Origin of the sequence: Streptomyces sp. OR43 (assembly GCF_008042275.1) — a bacterium.
In the GTDB taxonomy this organism is placed as follows: Bacteria; Actinomycetota; Actinomycetes; order Streptomycetales; family Streptomycetaceae; genus Streptomyces.
In genome coordinates, this window is the sequence record NZ_RDBK01000033.1 from 53125 (window position 1) to 70306 (window position 17182).

Genomic DNA, 17182 nt, shown 5'->3' on the forward strand with positions numbered 1-17182 from the left:
GGCCGAGGGATCATGCATCCAGAGGCGCCCCCCGTGGAAGGCGACCTGAACGAAGCCGTTTCCGTCTTCGTGGAACTCCGGCCCCGCCTGTTCGGCATCGCCTATCGCGTGCTGGGCAGTTCGGTGGAGGCCGAGGACGTCGTCCAGGAAGTGTGGCTGCGCTGGCAGCGGACGGACCGTAGCGTCGTGATCAGCCCCATCGCCTTCCTGTCGAGCACCACCACCCGGCTGGCCATCAACGTGGCTCAGTCGGCCCGCGTCCGCCGCGAGACCTACATCGGTCCGTGGCTGCCCGAGCCCGTCGACACCAGCCACGACCCGGAGGTCGGCGCCGAGCGGGCGGAAGCGCTGGAGTTCGCCCTGCTCCTGGTACTGGAGAGGCTCTCCCCGACCGAGCGCGCCGCGTACGTCCTGAGGGAAGCTTTCGACTACGGCTATCCCGAGATCGCGCAGATCCTGCGGCTCAGTCCCGTCAACGTGCGGAAAATCGTGAGCCGCGCACGCAGGCACCTCACCGACGACCAGCGGGACAGCGTCGATGCCACCGAACACCGGACGCTGCTCCAGGCCTTCGTCGCCGCGGCCCAGAAGGGCGATGTCGCCGGCCTGGAAGCTCTGCTCACCCCCGACGCGGTCAGCCTGTCGGACGGGAACGGCATCCGCGGAGCGGCTCGGGTCCCCGTCCTCGGCCGTGCGCGTGTGGCGAACCTGTCCACGGCGTACCCCCGATTCTGGCCGACGATCGAGGCGGAGCCGGTGGAGGCCAACGGACGCGGTGGCATCCTGCTCCGCAGGGAAGGCCGGCCCGCCACCTTCATGACGATCGCGGCCACGTCCCGTGGCATCCACCAGGTGATGTGGGTCTTCAACCCGGCGAAGATCGCCGCCTTCCTGCACTCCGCCGGCCGATCCGCGGTGGTCAGCCGTGCCTGAGCGGGCCCCCTGCCGCAGCACGTGGCCGGACACAGGGGCGGTTCCAGGAGCGCAGCTTGTCAGGGTTGAGGACAACCCAGACCTGTACGACCCGGGCGCCGGCCATGTCGAGGCCGACGACTGCGGCGACCTGATCGCCGTAGCGGACGACGAGACCGGCGCGCCCGTTGACAGGACTGGTGTGCAGGGTGGTGCGCGGGTGCCGGCCGAACAGTGTCAGCAGGCTTCGAGCGACCCGGGCGCCGCCGATGACAGGTCGCGTCAGCGTGCGGACCTTGCCTCCGCCGTCGTAGAACACGGCTGCGTCGGGGTCCAGCAGGGAGGTCAGGCGGTCGACGTCCTCGGCGGCACACGCGTCGCGTACCGCGTCGACCAGTTCGTCCTTCCGGCGCCCCGAAATGGGCCGGGCCGCACCGGCCGACTGGCTGTGCCGGGCCCGGTCCAACGGCTCCACGGAGACCGGGCCGGGCAGGCGGGTGCCGGACCGGCCCGGGGTTCCCACGGATTCCCGGGCGGCGACGGCGAAGACGTCGCGTACCGGCGCGGCTCGCTCCGCAGGTGCCGGCCTGCCCGAAGTCCCCGCCCCCTGCGCGCCGGTGTCCTCCTGCGGTCCCGACCCGAAGCCCTCACAGGTCCGCGCGAGTGCCGCTGGTTCACCGGCCTGAGCAAAGGCGTCCAGCCGCGCCAGACAGATGCTTCCCACCACCTGGGTCAGCCAGGTCCGCGGTGTCCCTATGCGGCCCCGCTGGCGATCGGACAGCCCGTACCACTCCCGGTAGGCCTCGTCGGTGACGAGCTCGGCGGCGACGCCACTGCCCAGCATCCAGTGTGCGACTTCCAGCAGATGCCGCCGCTCATCGAGCAGCTCCGCGATCGGCATGGTGTCAACCGCCGGTTCCATACCGTCTCCTCCTGAAAGACCCTCTCCGCCTGAACGCGGTCGCCGCACCGCGCACGTTACCCGCGCCACTGCAACAGCCGCAGCAGGTCCGGGGCACCACGCGGAGCCCCGCTTCCGCACCGCTCCGGCGGTGCCCGGAAGGAGACGGACGCAGGTCGTCAGCATCAAGAAACACACTTTGATACGCCGATTCCCCGAACATTGCATTCAAAGTAATACAGTGCGCCCTTTCGGGCGGGCCCGGTCATGAGGTGCATCTACCCGTGACGGCCTCTCACACACCCTCTCCAGAAGGAATCATCATGTCCCACACCTTGCGTGCCGTAGCCGTCACCACCTCCCTCCTGGGGCTCTCACTGGTCCCGGGCGCCGCCCACGCCACTCCCGGAGGGTCCGGCGTCAGCGGCAGGGTGCTGGCCCAGCACACCATCGGCGACACGGACTACGTCCTCCGTGAGGTCACCGTCCCGCCCGGACAGGCGACGGGATGGCATTACCACGACGGGACCTTGTACGCCTACGTCAGACAGGGGACGCTGAGCCACTTCGACGCCACGTGCGACTCCGACGGTGTGTACGAGAAGGGCAGCTTCCTCGAAGAGCCGTCAGGCGCGGACCATGTGCACGTCGGTGAGAACCGGGGCACGAACGACGTGGTCCTCGAGGTCCTCTACGTGCTGCCCCACGATGCTCCCTTCTCCCAGGACGCTCCCGCCCCGGGCTGCTCAACGCGGTAGGCCGGCGGGCCGTCCGCCAGGGCTGTCACAGCGCTCCTCCTTGTCCGGTCAATGCGGTGTCGACGGCTCGTGGCGACGCCCGCGCGAGTCCCCCAGCGAACAGGGAGAAGCATGGCAGGGATACACGTCAGCCCATGCGTTCGGTCTTTCGCTGAACCCGCCGTGACCTGTCCACGGGCCGACGGCACGAGCCGAGGAAGGACGAGGGATGTCCCCCAGCACTGACCGGCAGACAGATCCGGCTGCCACCATCGCGTCACTGGCGGCGGAGGCAGCCCTGCTCCAAGGACGGCTGATCGTGCTCCGCGAGGCGATCGACACGGTGGACGCACGCATCGACACGGTCTCCAAGACTCTCGGACGACTACTGCGTCCGCCGACCGGGCCTACCCGGGGTGCGGATAATCCGGGGCGGACGAAGAGCGCGGGGTGCGGCCTTCGTTGAGGCGCCGAACCTGACGGAGCGGTGAGGCGTGCACGGTGCCGCGGACGGTGTGTTTCGCAGCGCCGTCGGCTCGCTGCGCTCCCCGGCCGTATGGGTCCCCCTTCCGCGATGTCCGGGTATTCTGCAACCCGGTGCAGGGCCGGGTGACGGAGCCCGCATCGGGCGGCCCCGCCGGAACAAGGGGTCAGGACGAGAGGAACGCATGGTCTCCGTGACCCCCATGGCCCGTAACATCGAGATCACCGCCGAGGGCCTCCAGGAGGACCTGGCGCGTCTGGAGATCCAGAAGCAGGCGCTGGAGAGGGAACTGGCCGCGGTCACCGCTCACCTGGACTCCGTACAGCGCGCCCTGGGCGCCCTTCAGGCCCTCATGCCCGAGTCCGCTTCCGCGCCCGAGGCGCCCCGTCCGCCGGAGGAGGCGGCAGAGGCCACGGCGGCGCCGGCACCTCTGCCGCCCCTGAACGAGGCCGGGGAAAGTGCCGGAAGCCGAACGGCGGGGGGCATCGACGGCGAAACCGACAGCTCGAAGGCGTACGGCAAGCTCACCGAGCAGATCCTGGACTACTTCGCGCAAGCAGGGAAGGCGGATGTCCGTGCCCGGGACGTCGCGTCAGCACTGGGACGTGACACCGACAGTGGCAGCATCAACGCCGTCCGGAGCACGCTCGACCGTCTCGTGGGCCAGTCCCGCGTCCGCCGTGTCGGCCGCGGTCTGTACCGGGCGTCCAACCACTGAGCCGAGCCGTCCCCCCTCCGGCAGCGTCGTGGAGCGGTGAAGCCGCGGGCGGCCGTGGCCCTCGTGGGACACGGCCGCCCGACGGAGTCCAAGGCGCTAACCGACGACGGCGTCCGTCGTCCTCCCGCCCTCTCGTCCAGGGTCACCGCCGGCGACGAAGGCCTCCCTGGGGCGCTGGACCGAGGCGAGGGAAACGACATCGCGGCCGAAGAGAGCGGCGGTCGCCCAGACGGCGAACACTCGCCCCTTGCGCTCCCAGCTCGGCACGGCCAGGACGTGGTAGCCCCGGTGCATCAACCAGGCCGGGAAACCCTTGATGACCAGGCGCCGGTACTGGAAGATGCCACGGCCGAGACCGAGCGTCGCCACCACGCCCAGACTGTGGTGCACGTAGTCCTTCGTCGGCCGGTCGCGCAGTGAGGCAAGGATGTTCTTGGCCAGCCGCTTGCCCTGGCGGACCGCGTGCTGGGCGTTGGGCACCGTGCGGGCATCCGGCCGGCCGGCGGCCAGATCCGGGACGGACGCGTCGTCACCGGCCGCCCACACGTCCGCCACGACCTCGTTGTCCGTCCCGACACGGAGGTCCGCGCGCACCTTCAGCAGGCCCCGCTCGTCGACGGGGAGGTCGGTGTGGTTGTGCACGACCGGGTTGGCGGCGTTCCCGGCCGCCCACACGAGCAGACCCGAATCGTATTCCTCTCCGTCCGACAGCACGACGTGCCCGCCGTTCGCGGAGAGGAGCTGGGTGTTCAGATGGACCCGCGCGCCCCTCTTGCGCAGCGAGCGCACCACCCACTCCCCCGGCCCATCGGTGACCTCGGGCAGTATCCGGCCCCGGGCCTCGACCAGGTGGAAGGCGAGCTCCTCCGCCTCGATCTCCGGATAGTGCTTGAGGAGCGCGGTCGCCAGGCCCAGCAGCTCGCCGAAGCCCTCCACCCCGGAGAACCCGCCGCCGACGACGGTAGCGGTGAGCAGCCTGCGCCGTTCGGGGCCGGGGGGCAGGGGCGCCGCACGGTCGAACGAGGTGAGCAGCCGGTCCCGGATCGCCACGGCCTCCTCGACATGCTTCAGGCCGTACGCCTGGTCGCTCAGCCCTGGGATCGGAAAGGTGCGTGTGACAGCTCCGGCGGTCACCACCAGCACGTCGTAGTGGAGGTCGAAGTCCGGCCCCGAGTGCGGCCGGACCGTCACCGCGTGTGCGCCTTCGCGGATCTCCGTCACCGAGCCCGCGATCAGGCGGGTCCGGTGCAGGTGGCGCCGGAGGGAGACCGCGGCATGACGGGCCTCCACCGACCCGGCGAGCACCTCGGGCAGGAACGGCTGGTACGTCATGTAGGGGCGCGGGTCGACCACGGTCACCCGTGCTTCACCTCGCCGTAGCTTCTTCTCCAGGCCCCACGCGGTGTAGAAACCCGCGTAACCGCCGCCCACGATCAAGATCTCACGCACGGTGTCCTCTGTTCCTCTCGGCTTCACCCGTTAAGACCGCCCGGCGCCGCACCGTGTGACACGGGGCGGACGCCCGTGCAGCGCGACCGGCGGCCGGCCCGACCGCGGTCCGGCCGCGCTGCCGACGCGTTCGTCAGTGAGCGGCGTGCACGCTCCAGTGCTGCTCCAGGAGCTCGGCAACCTCCGCCGGACGCTGGAGCACCGGCCAGTGGTTGCAGTCCAGCTCGATCACCTCGGAGACGCGCAGGGAGTCACCGAGCCTGCGCCCGAACTCGATCTGGCAGGCAGGGTCCCGCGCCCCCCAGAACACGGCGCACGGCGCCGACACCGCGGACAGTGCCGGCTCCCACTCCGCACCCATGGTGAGCGCCGATCTGTACAGCTTGAGGACCGCGTCCTTCATCGGCTCGTCCACCCGGCCCGCCATCTCCTTCGCCAGGTGGAGCGGCACGTCGAAGGCGGCCGCCAACTCCTCGGCGAAGGAGTCCGTCCGCAGCTCGGACATGTAGCGCTCGCCCTCGCCCGGCTCCTGCCAGATCCTGGCCAGCGGGTGCCACACGTACGCGGCGTTGACGGGTCCGTTACCACCCGCCCAGGTACGCACGAGGTCAGGGCGGAGGGAGGCGACGCGGAGGGTGAGGATGCAGCCCCAGTCGTGCCCGACCAAGTCCACCGGCTCGCCCACCCGCTCCAGGCGCTGGATGAGCCAGTCCACGTACTCCTCCTTGGTGGAACCGAATCCGGTCGGGCGCCCGGCTCCGAAGCCGGGGAGGTCCCAGGCCTCGATGTCGGGCCGGTTCAGGCGACGGCGCACACCGTCCCACACGTGGTGGGTGTCAGGAACGCCGTGGACGAGGATCGCGGGCATGGTGGATTCCTCCATCGGTTGAACGAGGTCTGCCGGAGAACGACCATTCATGCTGTCACACTGTCGCGGTTCGGATCCGGCCCGTCTCTTCCGCGGACCGGACATCGGCCATGAGTCGTTGTCACACGATCTGCTTCCGTGCGGTCTGCACTGCCGAGGGCACTGCGATCGTGTGCGGTGGTGTCCACGTGGTGCTGGAAGAGTGAAAGGACACCTCATGGGTCAGGCCGGTGACACGGCACCGATCGCGGAGCTGCTGGAAGAGCGGCAGCACCTCCTCGACGTCGCTCGCTGGATGCTGGGCACGGGGCTCGGCGCCGAAGCCGCCGTCACCGGCACCTACCGGCGCTGGTACGGCCTGACCGACAACCAGCGGTCAGCGATCGCCGATCCCCGTGCCTGGCTGACCAGGAACACGGGCTCCATCTGTCTGGCCGGCCTGTCCGTGCCCGAACGCCGGCTGCCGCACACCTGCGGGGCGGACCCTCATAACCCCCTCGCACTCGACCGGGCGCTACGGGAGGAAATCAGCGGCGTCCTGCTGGCTGCTCTGGACTCCCTCTCCCCGTCCGAACGTGCGGCATTCGCGCTCGACGACGCCTTCGCCATGCCCCCTGAAACGGTCGTCGGCCTCGTGGGGCAGGCGCCGTTCGCGTGCGACGGCCGTGAGCGCCGCAGCCTGCTCGCCACCGAGGCGCGCTCCGACTCCCCGCGGCACCACGACAGGATCGTCCGCGCCGTCCGGAGCGCCTGTGCCACGACCGATGCGACGTACCTGGTCTCCCTGCTGTGTCCGCACGCCGCCGCGTTCTTCGACGGCGGAGGTAAGATCCGCGCCCTGAACAGGCCGGTACATGGTGACCGGCACGTCGCTCGCGCCCTCCTGACGCTCCTGGCCCCCCGCCCGCACACCACGCTGCGCCTCCATTCCGCCAATGGCCGTACTGCGATCGTCGTCGGCCACCACGACCGGGTCGCCGCTGTCATCAGCTTCGACATCAGTGCCCATGGAGTCACCCATGTCTGGGCCGTCCTGAACCCCGACAAGCTGCGCAACTGGAACCGGCCCCCTCTGCCAGCCGGCGGGCCCGGCCCCGTTGGCTCTTCTGACAGCGCGGCTCGGGCCTTTCGCCGAGTGGCCACCACGTCTCATCAGGAGGGACTACGGGTCAGGGAGGCCTGAGGCCGTGCTGGTGTCCGTGGACCCTGCCGCCACCGTTCAGCACCGTGTCGCAGGGCCGGCCCCCCGCAGAAGAGGACGCGGAAGCATCAACGCTGCGCGCAGCCCGCTCGACGTTTCGTCGGGGCTGCCCGTGTCCTGGGGGCGGTCGATGCCTCTACCGCGCCAGGTGACGCGGCGCAGAGTGCTCCGGCGGCTGGGAGAGGCCCCGGACGCCGGGTGCGGGGGATCGGTTCGGCGTCCGGGGCACACCGCACCCGCCGGACTCTCAGTGGTGGGTGCCATGGCGTTCGCGACGCCTCAAGGGTGTCCAACCCAACGTCGCGAACACTGTGATGAGCGTACCGCAACCTCACACACTTTTGCACTGCCCCCGGCACTGTCAACGGTGTCGTGAGGGAGAGTGGTACGCCACGGGTAGGAGCGTTCCCCGTGTCCCGCACGGGTGACCGCCCATAATCCGTGCCCCCTCCAGGCCCAGTCGTTCCTGGAGAAAGCCCAGCCCAAAGGCCTGTACCAGCCCGTCATCGGGTCGTACTCGCGCGGCTTGAGAGCGGTCGGCCGAAGACGCTGTTCGAGGAGATCCTGCATGCCGGCCCAGCGCGACAGTGCTGTCGACCAGTCATAACAGTGTCATCACACGTTGTGTTCTTGCTTGCTCGATCCCTGGCCTTCACTGATCATCGGAAGGCGTGAAGCGCATATATCAGCCTCGGACACTCCCGCGGACACCCGAAGATCCCTTCTCGCCCCTCTCTCCCGGAACGCACACGATCACCGTCCCTCACGGGCCCGGCCGCCTGGAGTTGCGGTACCACGTCGCCGGTTCCGGCCCCGTATGCGTGGCTCACCCGGGCGGGCCGGGCATCGGCTGGGAGTACCTGCGCATGACCGGTCTGGAGGACTCCCTGACCATGGTCTACGTCGAGCCGGTCGGCACGGGCGACTCCGGTCGGCTGCCTGATCCGGGCGATTACACCGTGGCGGCGTACTCGCATTTCCTGCACGCACTGATCCAACACCTGGCAGTGCCGCAGGTCGCCCTACTGGGCCACTCGCACGGGGGCTTCGTCGCTCAGCGGTACGCCCTCGAACATCCAGGTCTGCTGTCGGCCCTTGTTCTGTACGACTCCTCACCGGTTGCCGACGAGGAGTTCTGGTCAGCGGCGGTGGCCGCCATGGATCAGTTCGCGAAGGACCACGTCGACGAGCATCCGGAGGTCGCCCGCTACGTCGCCGCCCTCACCTGCCGTCTCGACGTTCTGGACGACAACGGAGCCACCGCCGTCCTGCGCACGACGATGCCGGCCTATCTGTTCGACTACTGGGGAAGGGAGACAGAGTTCGCGCCTGCTCGTGACACGCTCCGGATGTACGCGGCTCCCGCCGGAGGCGCTGACTCCCCCTTCGACCTCCGGGACCGGCTGGCCGCCGTCACCACACCGAGCCTCGTACTGGCCGGCCGTCATGACGTCATCTGCGGACCGCGATGGGCCGCACTGCTGCACAAGGGCCTGCCTGTGGCCGAGTCGGTGATCGTGGACGACGCCGGCCATCTCGCCCACCTCGAACGCCCCGCCGAGTTCACCGCCTCCCTCCTCGGGTTCCTTCGGGCCCATGGGGTCCTCCCGGCCGACTGATCCCGTAACCCCTCTCCGGACACCGGCATTCCACTTCGTCGCTCAGCGGCCGGGTTCTGATCGGGTGTCACGTACTCGGCCGCTGCCCAGTCAATACGGAGAAGGCGGACTCGCCACTCGGGTCCGCGGCACATGGAACGACTCGCATCGTGAATGCCAATTCGGAGTAGACATGCTCTCCAGTCAGTCGGCCCAGATCGTCCGCAGTACGCTCCCCGCTGTCGGAGCGTCGCTCGGGACCATCACCGAACTTTTCTACCGCCGCATGTTCGAGGAACGTCCCGAACTTCTGCGCGACCTGTTCAACCGCGCGAACCAGGCCAGCGGCGCCCAGCGTGAGGCACTGGCCGGCGCGGTCGCAGCCTTCGCGACCGCACTCGTGGAACACCCCGATGAGCGCCCCGACGCCGTACTCGGCCGCATAGCGAACAAACACGCTTCGCTGGGCATCACCTCCGACCAGTACACCGTGGTAGCCCGCCACCTCCTCGCGGCCGTCGCCGACGTTCTCGGTGACGCCGTGACTCCGGCGGTGGCAGCCGCCTGGGACGAGGTCTACTGGCTCATGGCGAACGCCCTCATCGCCCTGGAGGCGCGCCTCTACGCCCGAGCCGACGTCGAGGACGGCGCTGTCTGGCAGAGCATGGAGATCGCCGAACGCACCGAGGAGACCCCCGAGACGGCCTCGTTCGTCGTGCGCCCCGCCGACGGCTCACCCACCCCGAACTTCGTTCTCAACTCCACGGCCCAGGCGGCCGAATCACGCACGGGCACCCTGGCAACGCCCGTCCCCAGGCAGGCGGGCAGGATGGACCGGGGGATGGGGCCCTTGTTCCGGCGGCCCTGCCCGGTCTCCTCCCACGCGTGGGCCAGGATGCCCACCGACCGGCTGATGACGAACAGGCCCCTGGCCAGCGGGGCGGGGAAACCGAGCTCGGCGTAGATGACGGCGGTGGCGCCGTCGATGTTCATCGGTACCGGACGGGCGCCGGCGCGGCGCTGCCGCAGGGCGCGTTCGACAGCCAGGGCGGCCTGCAGGTGGTCGCCTGCCACGACCCCGGCGGCCACGGCCTCCTCCGTCAGTCTCAGAAGCGGATCGCGGCGGGGATCGACGGGGTGGAAGCGGTGGCCGAAGCCCGGCAGGTAGCGGGTACGTGCCTGGTGCAGCGCCATGACCTCGGTGGCGGACGTATCCCAGTCCAGGCCCTGCGTGTGAAGGGTGCGTATTTCTTCGAGCATTTCCACGCACTGCTGGCCTGCTCCGCCATGGACGTCACCGAGCATGTTGACCCCGGTGGCGATCGCGTTGTTGAGCCCCACGCCACAGGTCGCCGCCATGCGCGCGGCAGCGATCGAGGGCGCCTGGGGCCCGTGGTCGACCCCGGCCACCAGGGCGGCTTCCAGCAGGGCGGACTCGCGTGGTGAGGGCAGGGCTCCGCGCAACAGGAGCCACAGGGTGTCCACGAGGCCGACCGAGCCGATCAGGCCCTGCACGGGCCGGTCCCGTAGTTCGATGGAACCGGGCTCGATGTGGCTCACGGCGGTGGCCCACCACTGTGCTGCCTCGTCGTGGGCGGATGTGGACGCGGACGTGCTCATGAGCCTGTCGCCTCCTTCGCGGTGGTGACGGTGGCGGCCCAGCGTGAGGCGAGCTCGTCCCGTTCATGATTGTGCTCACCCAGCAACGGCGGCGGGGTCCGGGGCAGGAAGGCTTCCCCGTCGAAGAGCACCCCGCTTCCCAGTACGGGCAGCACGGTGCCCGAGGCGTCGGGCCGGCGGAGTTCGGCGATGAATCCCCGGTGCCGCAACTGGGGTTGGGCCAGGGCCTGGGGGACGGTGAGGACGCGGGCCGCGGGAACTCCGGCGGCGGTCAGCAACTGCTCCCATTCCGCTGCCGGGCGTTGTGAGAGCGCGTGGTTGAGGGCGGAGTTGAGTTCCTCCCGGTGGGCCTTGCGGCTCTCGCGTTCGGTGAAGCGGGGGTCGGTCAGGAGCTCCGGGGCGCCCACCAGCCGGCACAGGATTTCGAACTGGCGCTGCTGGTTGGCGGCGATGTTCAGCGGCCCGTCTGCCGTCCGGAAGGTGCCGGACGGGGCCGCGGTCGCGTTCTGGTCGCCCATCGGCTCCGGGGGAACACCGCTGACCATGTAGTTCGAGACGGCCCATCCCATGGCCGACAGGGATGTTTCCAGCATGGAGACGTCCAGCCTGCTGCCCTGCCCCGTGCGTTCCCGGTGCAGAAGCGCGGCGCTGACCGCGAGGGCCGCGGACAGGCCGCCGGTGGTGTCGCACACGGGGAATCCGACCCGCAGCGGGGCTGTGCCGGCGGTCCCGGTCACGCTCATCATCCCGGAGAGTCCCTGGATGATCTGGTCGTACGCCGGTGCGTCGCTCATCGGCCCGCTCTGGCCGAAGCCGGAGATGGAACAGCAGATCAGCCGGGGGTTGATCCGGTCGAGGCGCTCCTGGTCGTAGCCCATCCGGGAGAGCACACCGGCGCGGAAGTTCTCCAGGAGGACGTCGGCGCCGGCGAGCATCTCCTCGAAGACGTCACGGTCGGCCGGATCCTTGAGGTCCAGCTCCACGGACTTCTTGCCGGCGTTCTGTGCCAGGAAGGAAGCGCCGATGCCGGCGCGGTTCAGGTCCGGGTCGGGGCCGAGGTTCCGGGCCAGATCGCCCTGCCCGGGGCGTTCGATCTTGATGACCTCCGCCCCGAGGAGCATGAGGTGGTAACTGCAGTACGGCCCTGCCAGGACGTTCGTCAGGTCCAGGACTCTTATGTCGTCGAGCGGTCGCACATCCATAGATGGTGTCTCCTCACGCGGTGCCGGGGGACGGCACCGCTTTTCCGGCACGCTGGTCAGCTCCGCGGTCCCAGGGGGTGGTCGAACCCTTGCGACATGATCTGTGCGGCCACCTGCATCAGGTCCTGGGCGAACTCGTCGATCGCGTCCTGCGTGATGCGGGCGCTGGGGCCGCTGAGGGACAGCGCCGCGACGACCATGCCCGACGAGGTGGTGAGCGGCGCGGCCACGGCCGTGAGGCCCACGTCGCGCTCGCCGTGGCTCACCGCGTATCCCTGCTCGGTGACCTGATCCGCCCACTCCCGCAGGCGCTCGGCGTGGGGTCTGCCATGGGGCGAGGCCAGCGCGATCCGCTGCAGCAGCGCGTCGCTCGCGCCGCTCAACAGCACCTTGGACGAAGCGCCTGCCCACAGGGGCAGTTCGTCGCCCACCCGCACCACGTGGCGAAGCGGCTGGGGGCTCTCCTGCTGCGCGACGCAGACGCGGTGGATATCGCGCCGGATCATCACGTTGGCTGTCTCACCGCGCCGGTCCGCGAGCTCCCGCAGCAGCTTGAGTGTCTCCTGCGGCAGCTCCCAGCTCTGGTGAGCGAGATGGGCCCAGCGCCACAGACCCGGCCCCGCCGCGTAACCCGCGTCCGTGGACCACAGCAACCCGTAGCCCTCCAGTGTCTGCACCAGCCTGACCACAGTGGTCTTCGCCAGGCCGGTTGCCTCCACCATCGTCTTGAGTGAGACGACGGGCTGGTCCTCGGTCAGCAGCGACAGGATGTCCAGGGCTCTGCGAACGCTGCGTACGCCGCCCGGTCCTTGATCGGAATCCATGATTCCTCCTTCGTAGGGTCTGTTCCGGAGTGCCTGTCAGAGATACACCAGGACGACGGCATGTCCAGCCGGTGGCACCGATTCGGTGCGAAACCTGAAAATTCAACTTCTTTCGTGCGGGCTATTGCCAAGCCCAACCGGCGCCCGTACGTTACACGCCAGTCCACAAGGCGGTCTACGAAAACCGCTAGATGGCTTGTCTGGAGAAGTGATGCTGGAAGTCATCCTCAAATCCGTCGCCGATGCGGATGTCGTCGACGCACCGGCCTTCCTGGCGGGTGCATGGTCCAGTGACGGAGCGGCCTCGGAACGAAACGGCCCCTACCTACGACGCACCGTCAGCCGGGCTCCCACCGCGCTGCCCGCCGGGATCGACCGGGCCGTGGCGGACGCCCGGAAGTACGCCCCCCAGGTCGCGACGCTCGCCCCGGCGGCGCGGGCCGAGATCTTGCAGCGCGCCTCGGTGGCCGCGCTGGCCCACCGCGACCAACTGGCCCAACTGCTCGCTCTGGAGCTGGGGAAACCGGTCAAGGACAGCCGCGTCGAGATCGAGCGGGTCGCCTCGACCTTCGAGGTCTGCGCGGCCGAGGCCCGGCGCATCGACGGGGAGACCCTGCCGGTCGCCGGCTGGCACACGGGCGTCGGCAACAGCGCCTTCACCTACCGAGCCCCCGCCGGAGTGGCCCTTGCCATCACCCCGTTCAACGCTCCCGCGAACCTGCTGGCGCACAAGCTGGGTGCCTCGTTCGCGGCGGGCAACACCACCCTCGTCAAGGCTCCGCCGCAAGCGCCCGGCATCTCGGCAGCCGTAGTGGCCCTGCTCCTGGAGAGCGGTATGCCCTATCAGGCGGTCCAGTTGCTGCACGGCGGGGGAGACGTCGGCGCCGCACTGTGCGCGGCCACCGAGGTCGACGTCATCAGCTTCACCGGCAGCGCCGCCACCGGAGCGGCCGTCGCACGTGCCGCCGGCGCCAAGCGGCTGGCGCTCGAACTCGGGGGCAACGCCGCCACGATCGTCTGCGAGGACGCCGACATCGAGGCAGCGGCCAAGACCGCGGCGCGCACCGGGTACAGCAACTCCGGGCAGAGCTGCATCTCCGTCCAGCGCGTCTACGTGCACCGCAGCCGCTACGCCGACTTCCTCGACGCCTTTGCCGCGGCGGTCGACACCCTGGTCATCGGCGATCCCATGGACCCACGGACAGACATCGGATCCATGGTCGACGACGACGCGGCGGAACGAGTGGTCCGCTGGTCGGCCGAGGCCAAGGGCCTCGGTGCCACGGTACTGCGAGGCGGTACACGTGACGGAGCCACCGCGACCCCGACGATCATCGCCGGCCCGCCGGCCAAGGCCTCGGTCGTCGTCCACGAGGTATTCGGCGCACTCGTCGCCGTCATGCCCTACGACGATTTCGACACGGTCATCGGCGAGTGCAACGCCAGCCGCTACGGGCTGCAGGCCGGCCTCTACACCCATGACATCAACCGCATCTTCACCGCCTGGCGCCGTCTGGAGGTGGGCGGACTCATCGTCAACGGCACGTCGAACTACCGCCTGGACCACGTCCCGTTCGGCGGGGTCAAGGACTCCGGGTTCGGACGCGAGTCGCCGCGCTGGCTGATCGACGACTACACCGTCGTCAAAACCCTCATGCTCCGCAACCTGTCCATCTGGGGCGATCGCCACGACCTCACGAAAGAGAACCAGTGACCACCGTTACCGCTGCTGAAGCCCTCGTCGCCCAACTGGAGTCGTACGGCGTCGAATACGTATTCGGGACGTGCGGGCACACCAACATCGCCCTCCTCGACGCCCTCGGCCCCAGCACCGTCCACTTCGTGATCGCCCGCCACGAACAGGCCGCCGCCCACGCCGCCGACGGCTACGCCCGCGCCTCCGGAAAGCCCGGCGTCCTGCTCACCCACGTCGGCCCGGGCATGATGAACGCGGTTACCGGCGTCGCCACCGCCGCCATGGACTCCGTCCCGCTCATCGTCATCTCCGGAGACATCCCCTCCTACTACTACGGCCGTCATCCGCACCAGGAGGTCAACCTCCACGCGGACGCCGACCAGACCGCGATCTACCGGCCCTTCTGCAAGCGCGCCTGGCCCGTCCAGCGCACCGCCGACCTGCCCCGGACCCTGGAACGCGCCTTCTGGACCGCGACCTCCGGCCGACCCGGCGCCGTGCTCGTCAACGTCCCCATGGACCTCTTCTCGCGCCAGGTCGAGCCGTACGTCCCCGGATCGCACGCCCTGCCCGACAGCGCGCTCCCCGGACTCACCGAGGAGACCGCCGAGCGCATCGCCCGGGCTCTGATCGAGGCCGAACGCCCCCTCATCTACTTCGGCGGCGGACTGCGCACCCCCGACGCCAAGCAGGCGCTGCTCGCGCTGGCCGACCACCTCGACATACCCCTCGCCCACTCCCTCATGGGCAAGGGCGCCATCCCCGACCGGCACCCCCTGCTGCTCGGCATGCCCGGCTTCTGGGGCCTGGACTCCACGCACGCCCACACCAAGGACGCCGATGTGGTGCTGGCCCTCGCCACCCGCTTCGCCGAGACCGACGCGAGTTCCTGGGAAGCCGCCTACACCTGGAACTTCCCACCGAGCAAGCTCATCCAGATCGACATCGACCCGGCCGAGATCGGCCGCAACTACCCGGTGGAGATCGGTGCGGTGGCCGACGTCGGCCACTCCGTACGCGCCATCGAAGCGGCCGTCCGCGCGCTTCGGCCGGAGCCCACACGCAGGCCGGGACTGCGGGAGACCATCGCCACCAGCCGTGCCGAACTCTTCAGCACCGCAGACGAGAACGGGGCCGCCGACGACTTCCCGCTGCGGCCCCAGCGCATCCTCGCCGACCTGCGGGCGAGCCTTCCGGCCGACGCGATCCTGGTCACCGACGTCGGCTGGAACAAGAACGGCGTCGCCCAGTCCTACGACCTGCCGCCCGAGGGACGTTTCATCACCCCCGGCGGAGCCTCCACGATGGGCTTCGGACCGGCCGCGGCGGTGGGCGTGCAGATGGCACAGCCGCAGCGCACCGTGGTCGCGCTCATCGGCGACGGCGGGATGAGCGCTCAGCTGCCGGCGGTCCCGATGGCCGTGGAACAGGGCCTGCCCGTGATCTTCGCCGTGATGAACAACCGCGCCCACGGCACCATCTCCGACCTTCAGCGCTCCAACTACGGCCGCGGGTACGGGTGCGACTTCACCGGGCCGGACGGCGCGCCCTACAGCCCCGACTTCGCCGCATACGGCAGGTCCTGCGGAGCCGACGGCTACGAGGTGTCCACCGCCGAGGAACTGGCCAAGGTACTGGCCGCGGCAGTGGAGCGACGACGGCCCGCCGTCATCGACATCCCCATGGTCAACGAGCCGGTCCCCACGCCCGGTCACTGGAACATCAACGACATCTACCAGGGCAAGTTTCAGGACGAAGGATGATTCCCATGCGTGCAAGAAACCGTCACATCGTCGCCGCTCCAGCCCTCGCGCTGGGTGTTCTCCTCGCCGCGACCGCATGCAGCGCCCCCGGTGACTCCTCCTCCGACGACGCGGACAGCAGCGGTCCCATCAAGCTCGCCGTGGTGGACGCGCAGAGCGGCCAGCTCGCCTCGCTCGGCGACTGGGAGGCCAAGGGAGCCAAGCTCGCTGTCGAGGAGTGGAACAAGAAGGGCGGCATCGACGGCCGCAAGATCGACCTGACGGTCTTCGACGACCAGGGCGACCCGACCACCGGTACCAACATCGCACGCAAGCTGGACAGCGGAAACTACGTCGCGATGATCGGCACCGCCGAGAGCGCCGTCACCGTGGCGATGGCACCCATCCTCAAGCAGGCGGAGATACCCAACATCACCTCCGGCCAGGCCACCGCGCTCGTCGACGTGAAGAGCCCCTTCCTCTTCCTCAACGGCCCCACAAGCACCACCTACGACTCCACACTGGCCGACTACCTGGTCAAGACCAAGAAGTTCAAGAAGATCGCGATGATCTCCAACAACGGCTCCTACGGCAAGGGCGAGCACGACGCCTTCACTGCCGCGCTCAAGGAGGCGGGCGTAACCCCGGTCACCGACCAGGTCGTCACCACCGACCAGAAGGACTTCAGCGCCTCCCTCTCACGAATCCGCCAGGCCAAGCCCGACGCCATCTTCATCGGTTCGGAAGAAGTCGAAGCCGGCCTCATCGTGAAGCAGTCCCGCGACCTCGGCATCACCGCCCCGTTCGCCGGCGCGGCCCCGCAGGGCACCCCGGTCTTCATCGACACCGCCGGCGCCGCGAACGCCGAGGGCACGATCGTCAGCTCGCCCTACCTGAGCAATGAGATCAGCGAAGCCAGCCGCGCCTTCGCCACGGCCTACAAGGCCAAGTACGGCAAGGACGCCGAGCTCCACGGAGCCAAGGCGTACGACGGCACCAACATCGTGCTCACCGCGCTGAAGACCAGCGGCGGCGCCACCGGCAAGAAGCTCGCCGACGCCATCCGGGCCACCAAGTACACCGGCCTGCTCGGCAACTTCGCCTACGACGAGACCGGCGTCGGCATTTTCGAGACCACCATCGGCGTCATCAAGGACGGAAAGCTCTCCGCAGCTCAGTAACCAGCCCGTCGAGCCGAGAGCCGGGCTCCGCACCGGCATCAGGGAGCCA

14 protein-coding genes and 2 pseudogenes are annotated in these 17182 nt (G+C 69.5%); 10 read left to right on the plus strand and 6 right to left on the minus strand.

All coding sequences use genetic code 11. The annotated features are described in order from the left end of the window. The first annotated feature begins 33 nt into the window (after nt 1–33). Complete coding sequence (locus EAO72_RS16495; RefSeq protein WP_148018095.1) at nt 34–933, plus strand: RNA polymerase sigma-70 factor; 900 nt, start codon at nt 34–36, stop codon at nt 931–933. On the opposite strand, the gene EAO72_RS16500 is transcribed toward EAO72_RS16495, so the two are convergent. After that, nucleotides 920–1834 (minus strand): sigma-70 family RNA polymerase sigma factor family protein, encoded by a 915-nt coding sequence (locus EAO72_RS16500; RefSeq protein ID WP_148018096.1) that lies wholly within the window; start codon nt 1832–1834, stop codon nt 920–922. The two genes, EAO72_RS16495 and EAO72_RS16500, sit on opposite strands and share 14 nt — an antisense overlap. Nucleotides 1835–2136: 302 nt before the next feature. Between EAO72_RS16500 and EAO72_RS16505 the strand changes: the two genes are divergently transcribed. From EAO72_RS16505 to EAO72_RS16515, 3 genes are all read left to right on the plus strand, one after another. Continuing rightward, nucleotides 2137–2571, plus strand: a complete 435-nt coding sequence (locus EAO72_RS16505; RefSeq protein ID WP_148018097.1) for a cupin domain-containing protein — start codon at nt 2137–2139, stop codon at nt 2569–2571. A 208-nt stretch (nt 2572–2779) separates the two neighbouring features. Further along, the gene (locus EAO72_RS16510; protein ID WP_148018098.1) at nt 2780–3016 is read left to right on the plus strand and encodes a hypothetical protein; all 237 of its coding nucleotides are present in this window, start codon (nt 2780–2782) and stop codon (nt 3014–3016) included. Nucleotides 3017–3218: 202 nt separating this feature from the next. Continuing rightward, nucleotides 3219–3752 carry a hypothetical protein gene (locus EAO72_RS16515; protein WP_148018099.1) on the plus strand — a complete coding sequence of 178 codons (534 nt, stop codon included), beginning with the start codon at nt 3219–3221 and terminating at the stop codon, nt 3750–3752. 96 nt (nt 3753–3848) lie between these two features. Here EAO72_RS16515 and EAO72_RS16520 read toward each other — a convergent pair whose 3' ends face one another. Continuing rightward, the gene (locus EAO72_RS16520; protein ID WP_148018100.1) at nt 3849–5201 is read right to left on the minus strand and encodes an NAD(P)/FAD-dependent oxidoreductase; all 1353 of its coding nucleotides are present in this window, start codon (nt 5199–5201) and stop codon (nt 3849–3851) included. A gap of 133 nt (nt 5202–5334) precedes the next feature. After that, entirely contained in the window at nt 5335–6069 is a 735-nt protein-coding gene (locus EAO72_RS16525; RefSeq protein ID WP_187285084.1) for an alpha/beta fold hydrolase, read from the minus strand. A 217-nt stretch (nt 6070–6286) separates the two neighbouring features. Between EAO72_RS16525 and EAO72_RS16530 the strand changes: the two genes are divergently transcribed. The 3 genes and pseudogenes from EAO72_RS16530 to EAO72_RS16540 all read left to right on the plus strand — a co-directional run. After that, complete coding sequence (locus EAO72_RS16530) at nt 6287–7252, plus strand: sigma-70 family RNA polymerase sigma factor family protein (RefSeq protein ID WP_261991516.1); 966 nt, start codon at nt 6287–6289, stop codon at nt 7250–7252. Nucleotides 7253–7941: 689 nt separating this feature from the next. Further along, the gene (locus EAO72_RS16535) at nt 7942–8889 is read left to right on the plus strand and encodes an alpha/beta fold hydrolase (RefSeq protein WP_148018102.1); all 948 of its coding nucleotides are present in this window, start codon (nt 7942–7944) and stop codon (nt 8887–8889) included. A gap of 172 nt (nt 8890–9061) precedes the next feature. Then, nucleotides 9062–9619, plus strand: a pseudogene (locus tag EAO72_RS16540) (globin domain-containing protein); the annotation flags it as partial. A 71-nt stretch (nt 9620–9690) separates the two neighbouring features. On the opposite strand, the pseudogene EAO72_RS16545 reads toward EAO72_RS16540, so the two are convergent. From EAO72_RS16545 to EAO72_RS16555, 3 genes and pseudogenes are all read right to left on the minus strand, one after another. Continuing rightward, nucleotides 9691–10488 (minus strand): annotated as a pseudogene (locus tag EAO72_RS16545) (citryl-CoA lyase); the annotation flags it as partial. After that, nucleotides 10485–11690, minus strand: coding sequence for a CaiB/BaiF CoA transferase family protein (locus EAO72_RS16550; protein WP_148018103.1), 1206 nt, complete (start codon nt 11688–11690; stop codon nt 10485–10487). The gene EAO72_RS16550 and the pseudogene EAO72_RS16545, both read right to left, overlap by 4 nt. Before the next feature lie 56 nt (nt 11691–11746). Then, a complete protein-coding gene (locus EAO72_RS16555) occupies nt 11747–12514 on the minus strand; it encodes an IclR family transcriptional regulator (RefSeq protein ID WP_148018104.1) in 768 nt (255 codons plus the stop codon). Nucleotides 12515–12725: 211 nt separating this feature from the next. Here EAO72_RS16555 and EAO72_RS16560 point away from each other — a divergent pair, with 211 nt between their 5' ends. From EAO72_RS16560 to EAO72_RS16570, 3 genes are read left to right on the plus strand one after another with little or no spacing between them, the layout of a single operon-like run. After that, complete coding sequence (locus tag EAO72_RS16560; protein ID WP_148018105.1) at nt 12726–14228, plus strand: aldehyde dehydrogenase family protein; 1503 nt, start codon at nt 12726–12728, stop codon at nt 14226–14228. After that, entirely contained in the window at nt 14225–15973 is a 1749-nt protein-coding gene (locus EAO72_RS16565; RefSeq protein ID WP_148018106.1) for a thiamine pyrophosphate-binding protein, read from the plus strand. The genes EAO72_RS16560 and EAO72_RS16565 overlap by 4 nt, the downstream gene beginning before the upstream one ends. A 5-nt stretch (nt 15974–15978) precedes the next feature. Beyond that, nucleotides 15979–17133, plus strand: coding sequence for an ABC transporter substrate-binding protein (locus EAO72_RS16570; protein WP_187285085.1), 1155 nt, complete (start codon nt 15979–15981; stop codon nt 17131–17133). Nucleotides 17134–17182: the final 49 nt, after the last annotated feature.

What these genes read in the sequence shown, in the direction of transcription:
- EAO72_RS16500 (WP_148018096.1), bottom strand. Translation starts at nt 1,834, where the DNA reads ATGGAACCGGCGGTTGACACCATGCCGATCGCGGAGCTGCTCGATGAG.
- EAO72_RS16505 (WP_148018097.1), top strand. Translation starts at nt 2,137, where the DNA reads ATGTCCCACACCTTGCGTGCCGTAGCCGTCACCACCTCCCTCCTGGGG.
- EAO72_RS16510 (WP_148018098.1), top strand. Translation starts at nt 2,780, where the DNA reads ATGTCCCCCAGCACTGACCGGCAGACAGATCCGGCTGCCACCATCGCG.
- EAO72_RS16515 (WP_148018099.1), top strand. Translation starts at nt 3,219, where the DNA reads ATGGTCTCCGTGACCCCCATGGCCCGTAACATCGAGATCACCGCCGAG.
- EAO72_RS16525 (WP_187285084.1), bottom strand. Translation starts at nt 6,069, where the DNA reads ATGCCCGCGATCCTCGTCCACGGCGTTCCTGACACCCACCACGTGTGG.
- EAO72_RS16530 (WP_261991516.1), top strand. Translation starts at nt 6,287, where the DNA reads ATGGGTCAGGCCGGTGACACGGCACCGATCGCGGAGCTGCTGGAAGAG.
- EAO72_RS16550 (WP_148018103.1), bottom strand. Translation starts at nt 11,690, where the DNA reads ATGGATGTGCGACCGCTCGACGACATAAGAGTCCTGGACCTGACGAAC.
- EAO72_RS16555 (WP_148018104.1), bottom strand. Translation starts at nt 12,514, where the DNA reads ATGGATTCCGATCAAGGACCGGGCGGCGTACGCAGCGTTCGCAGAGCC.
- EAO72_RS16560 (WP_148018105.1), top strand. Translation starts at nt 12,726, where the DNA reads ATGCTGGAAGTCATCCTCAAATCCGTCGCCGATGCGGATGTCGTCGAC.
- EAO72_RS16570 (WP_187285085.1), top strand. Translation starts at nt 15,979, where the DNA reads ATGCGTGCAAGAAACCGTCACATCGTCGCCGCTCCAGCCCTCGCGCTG.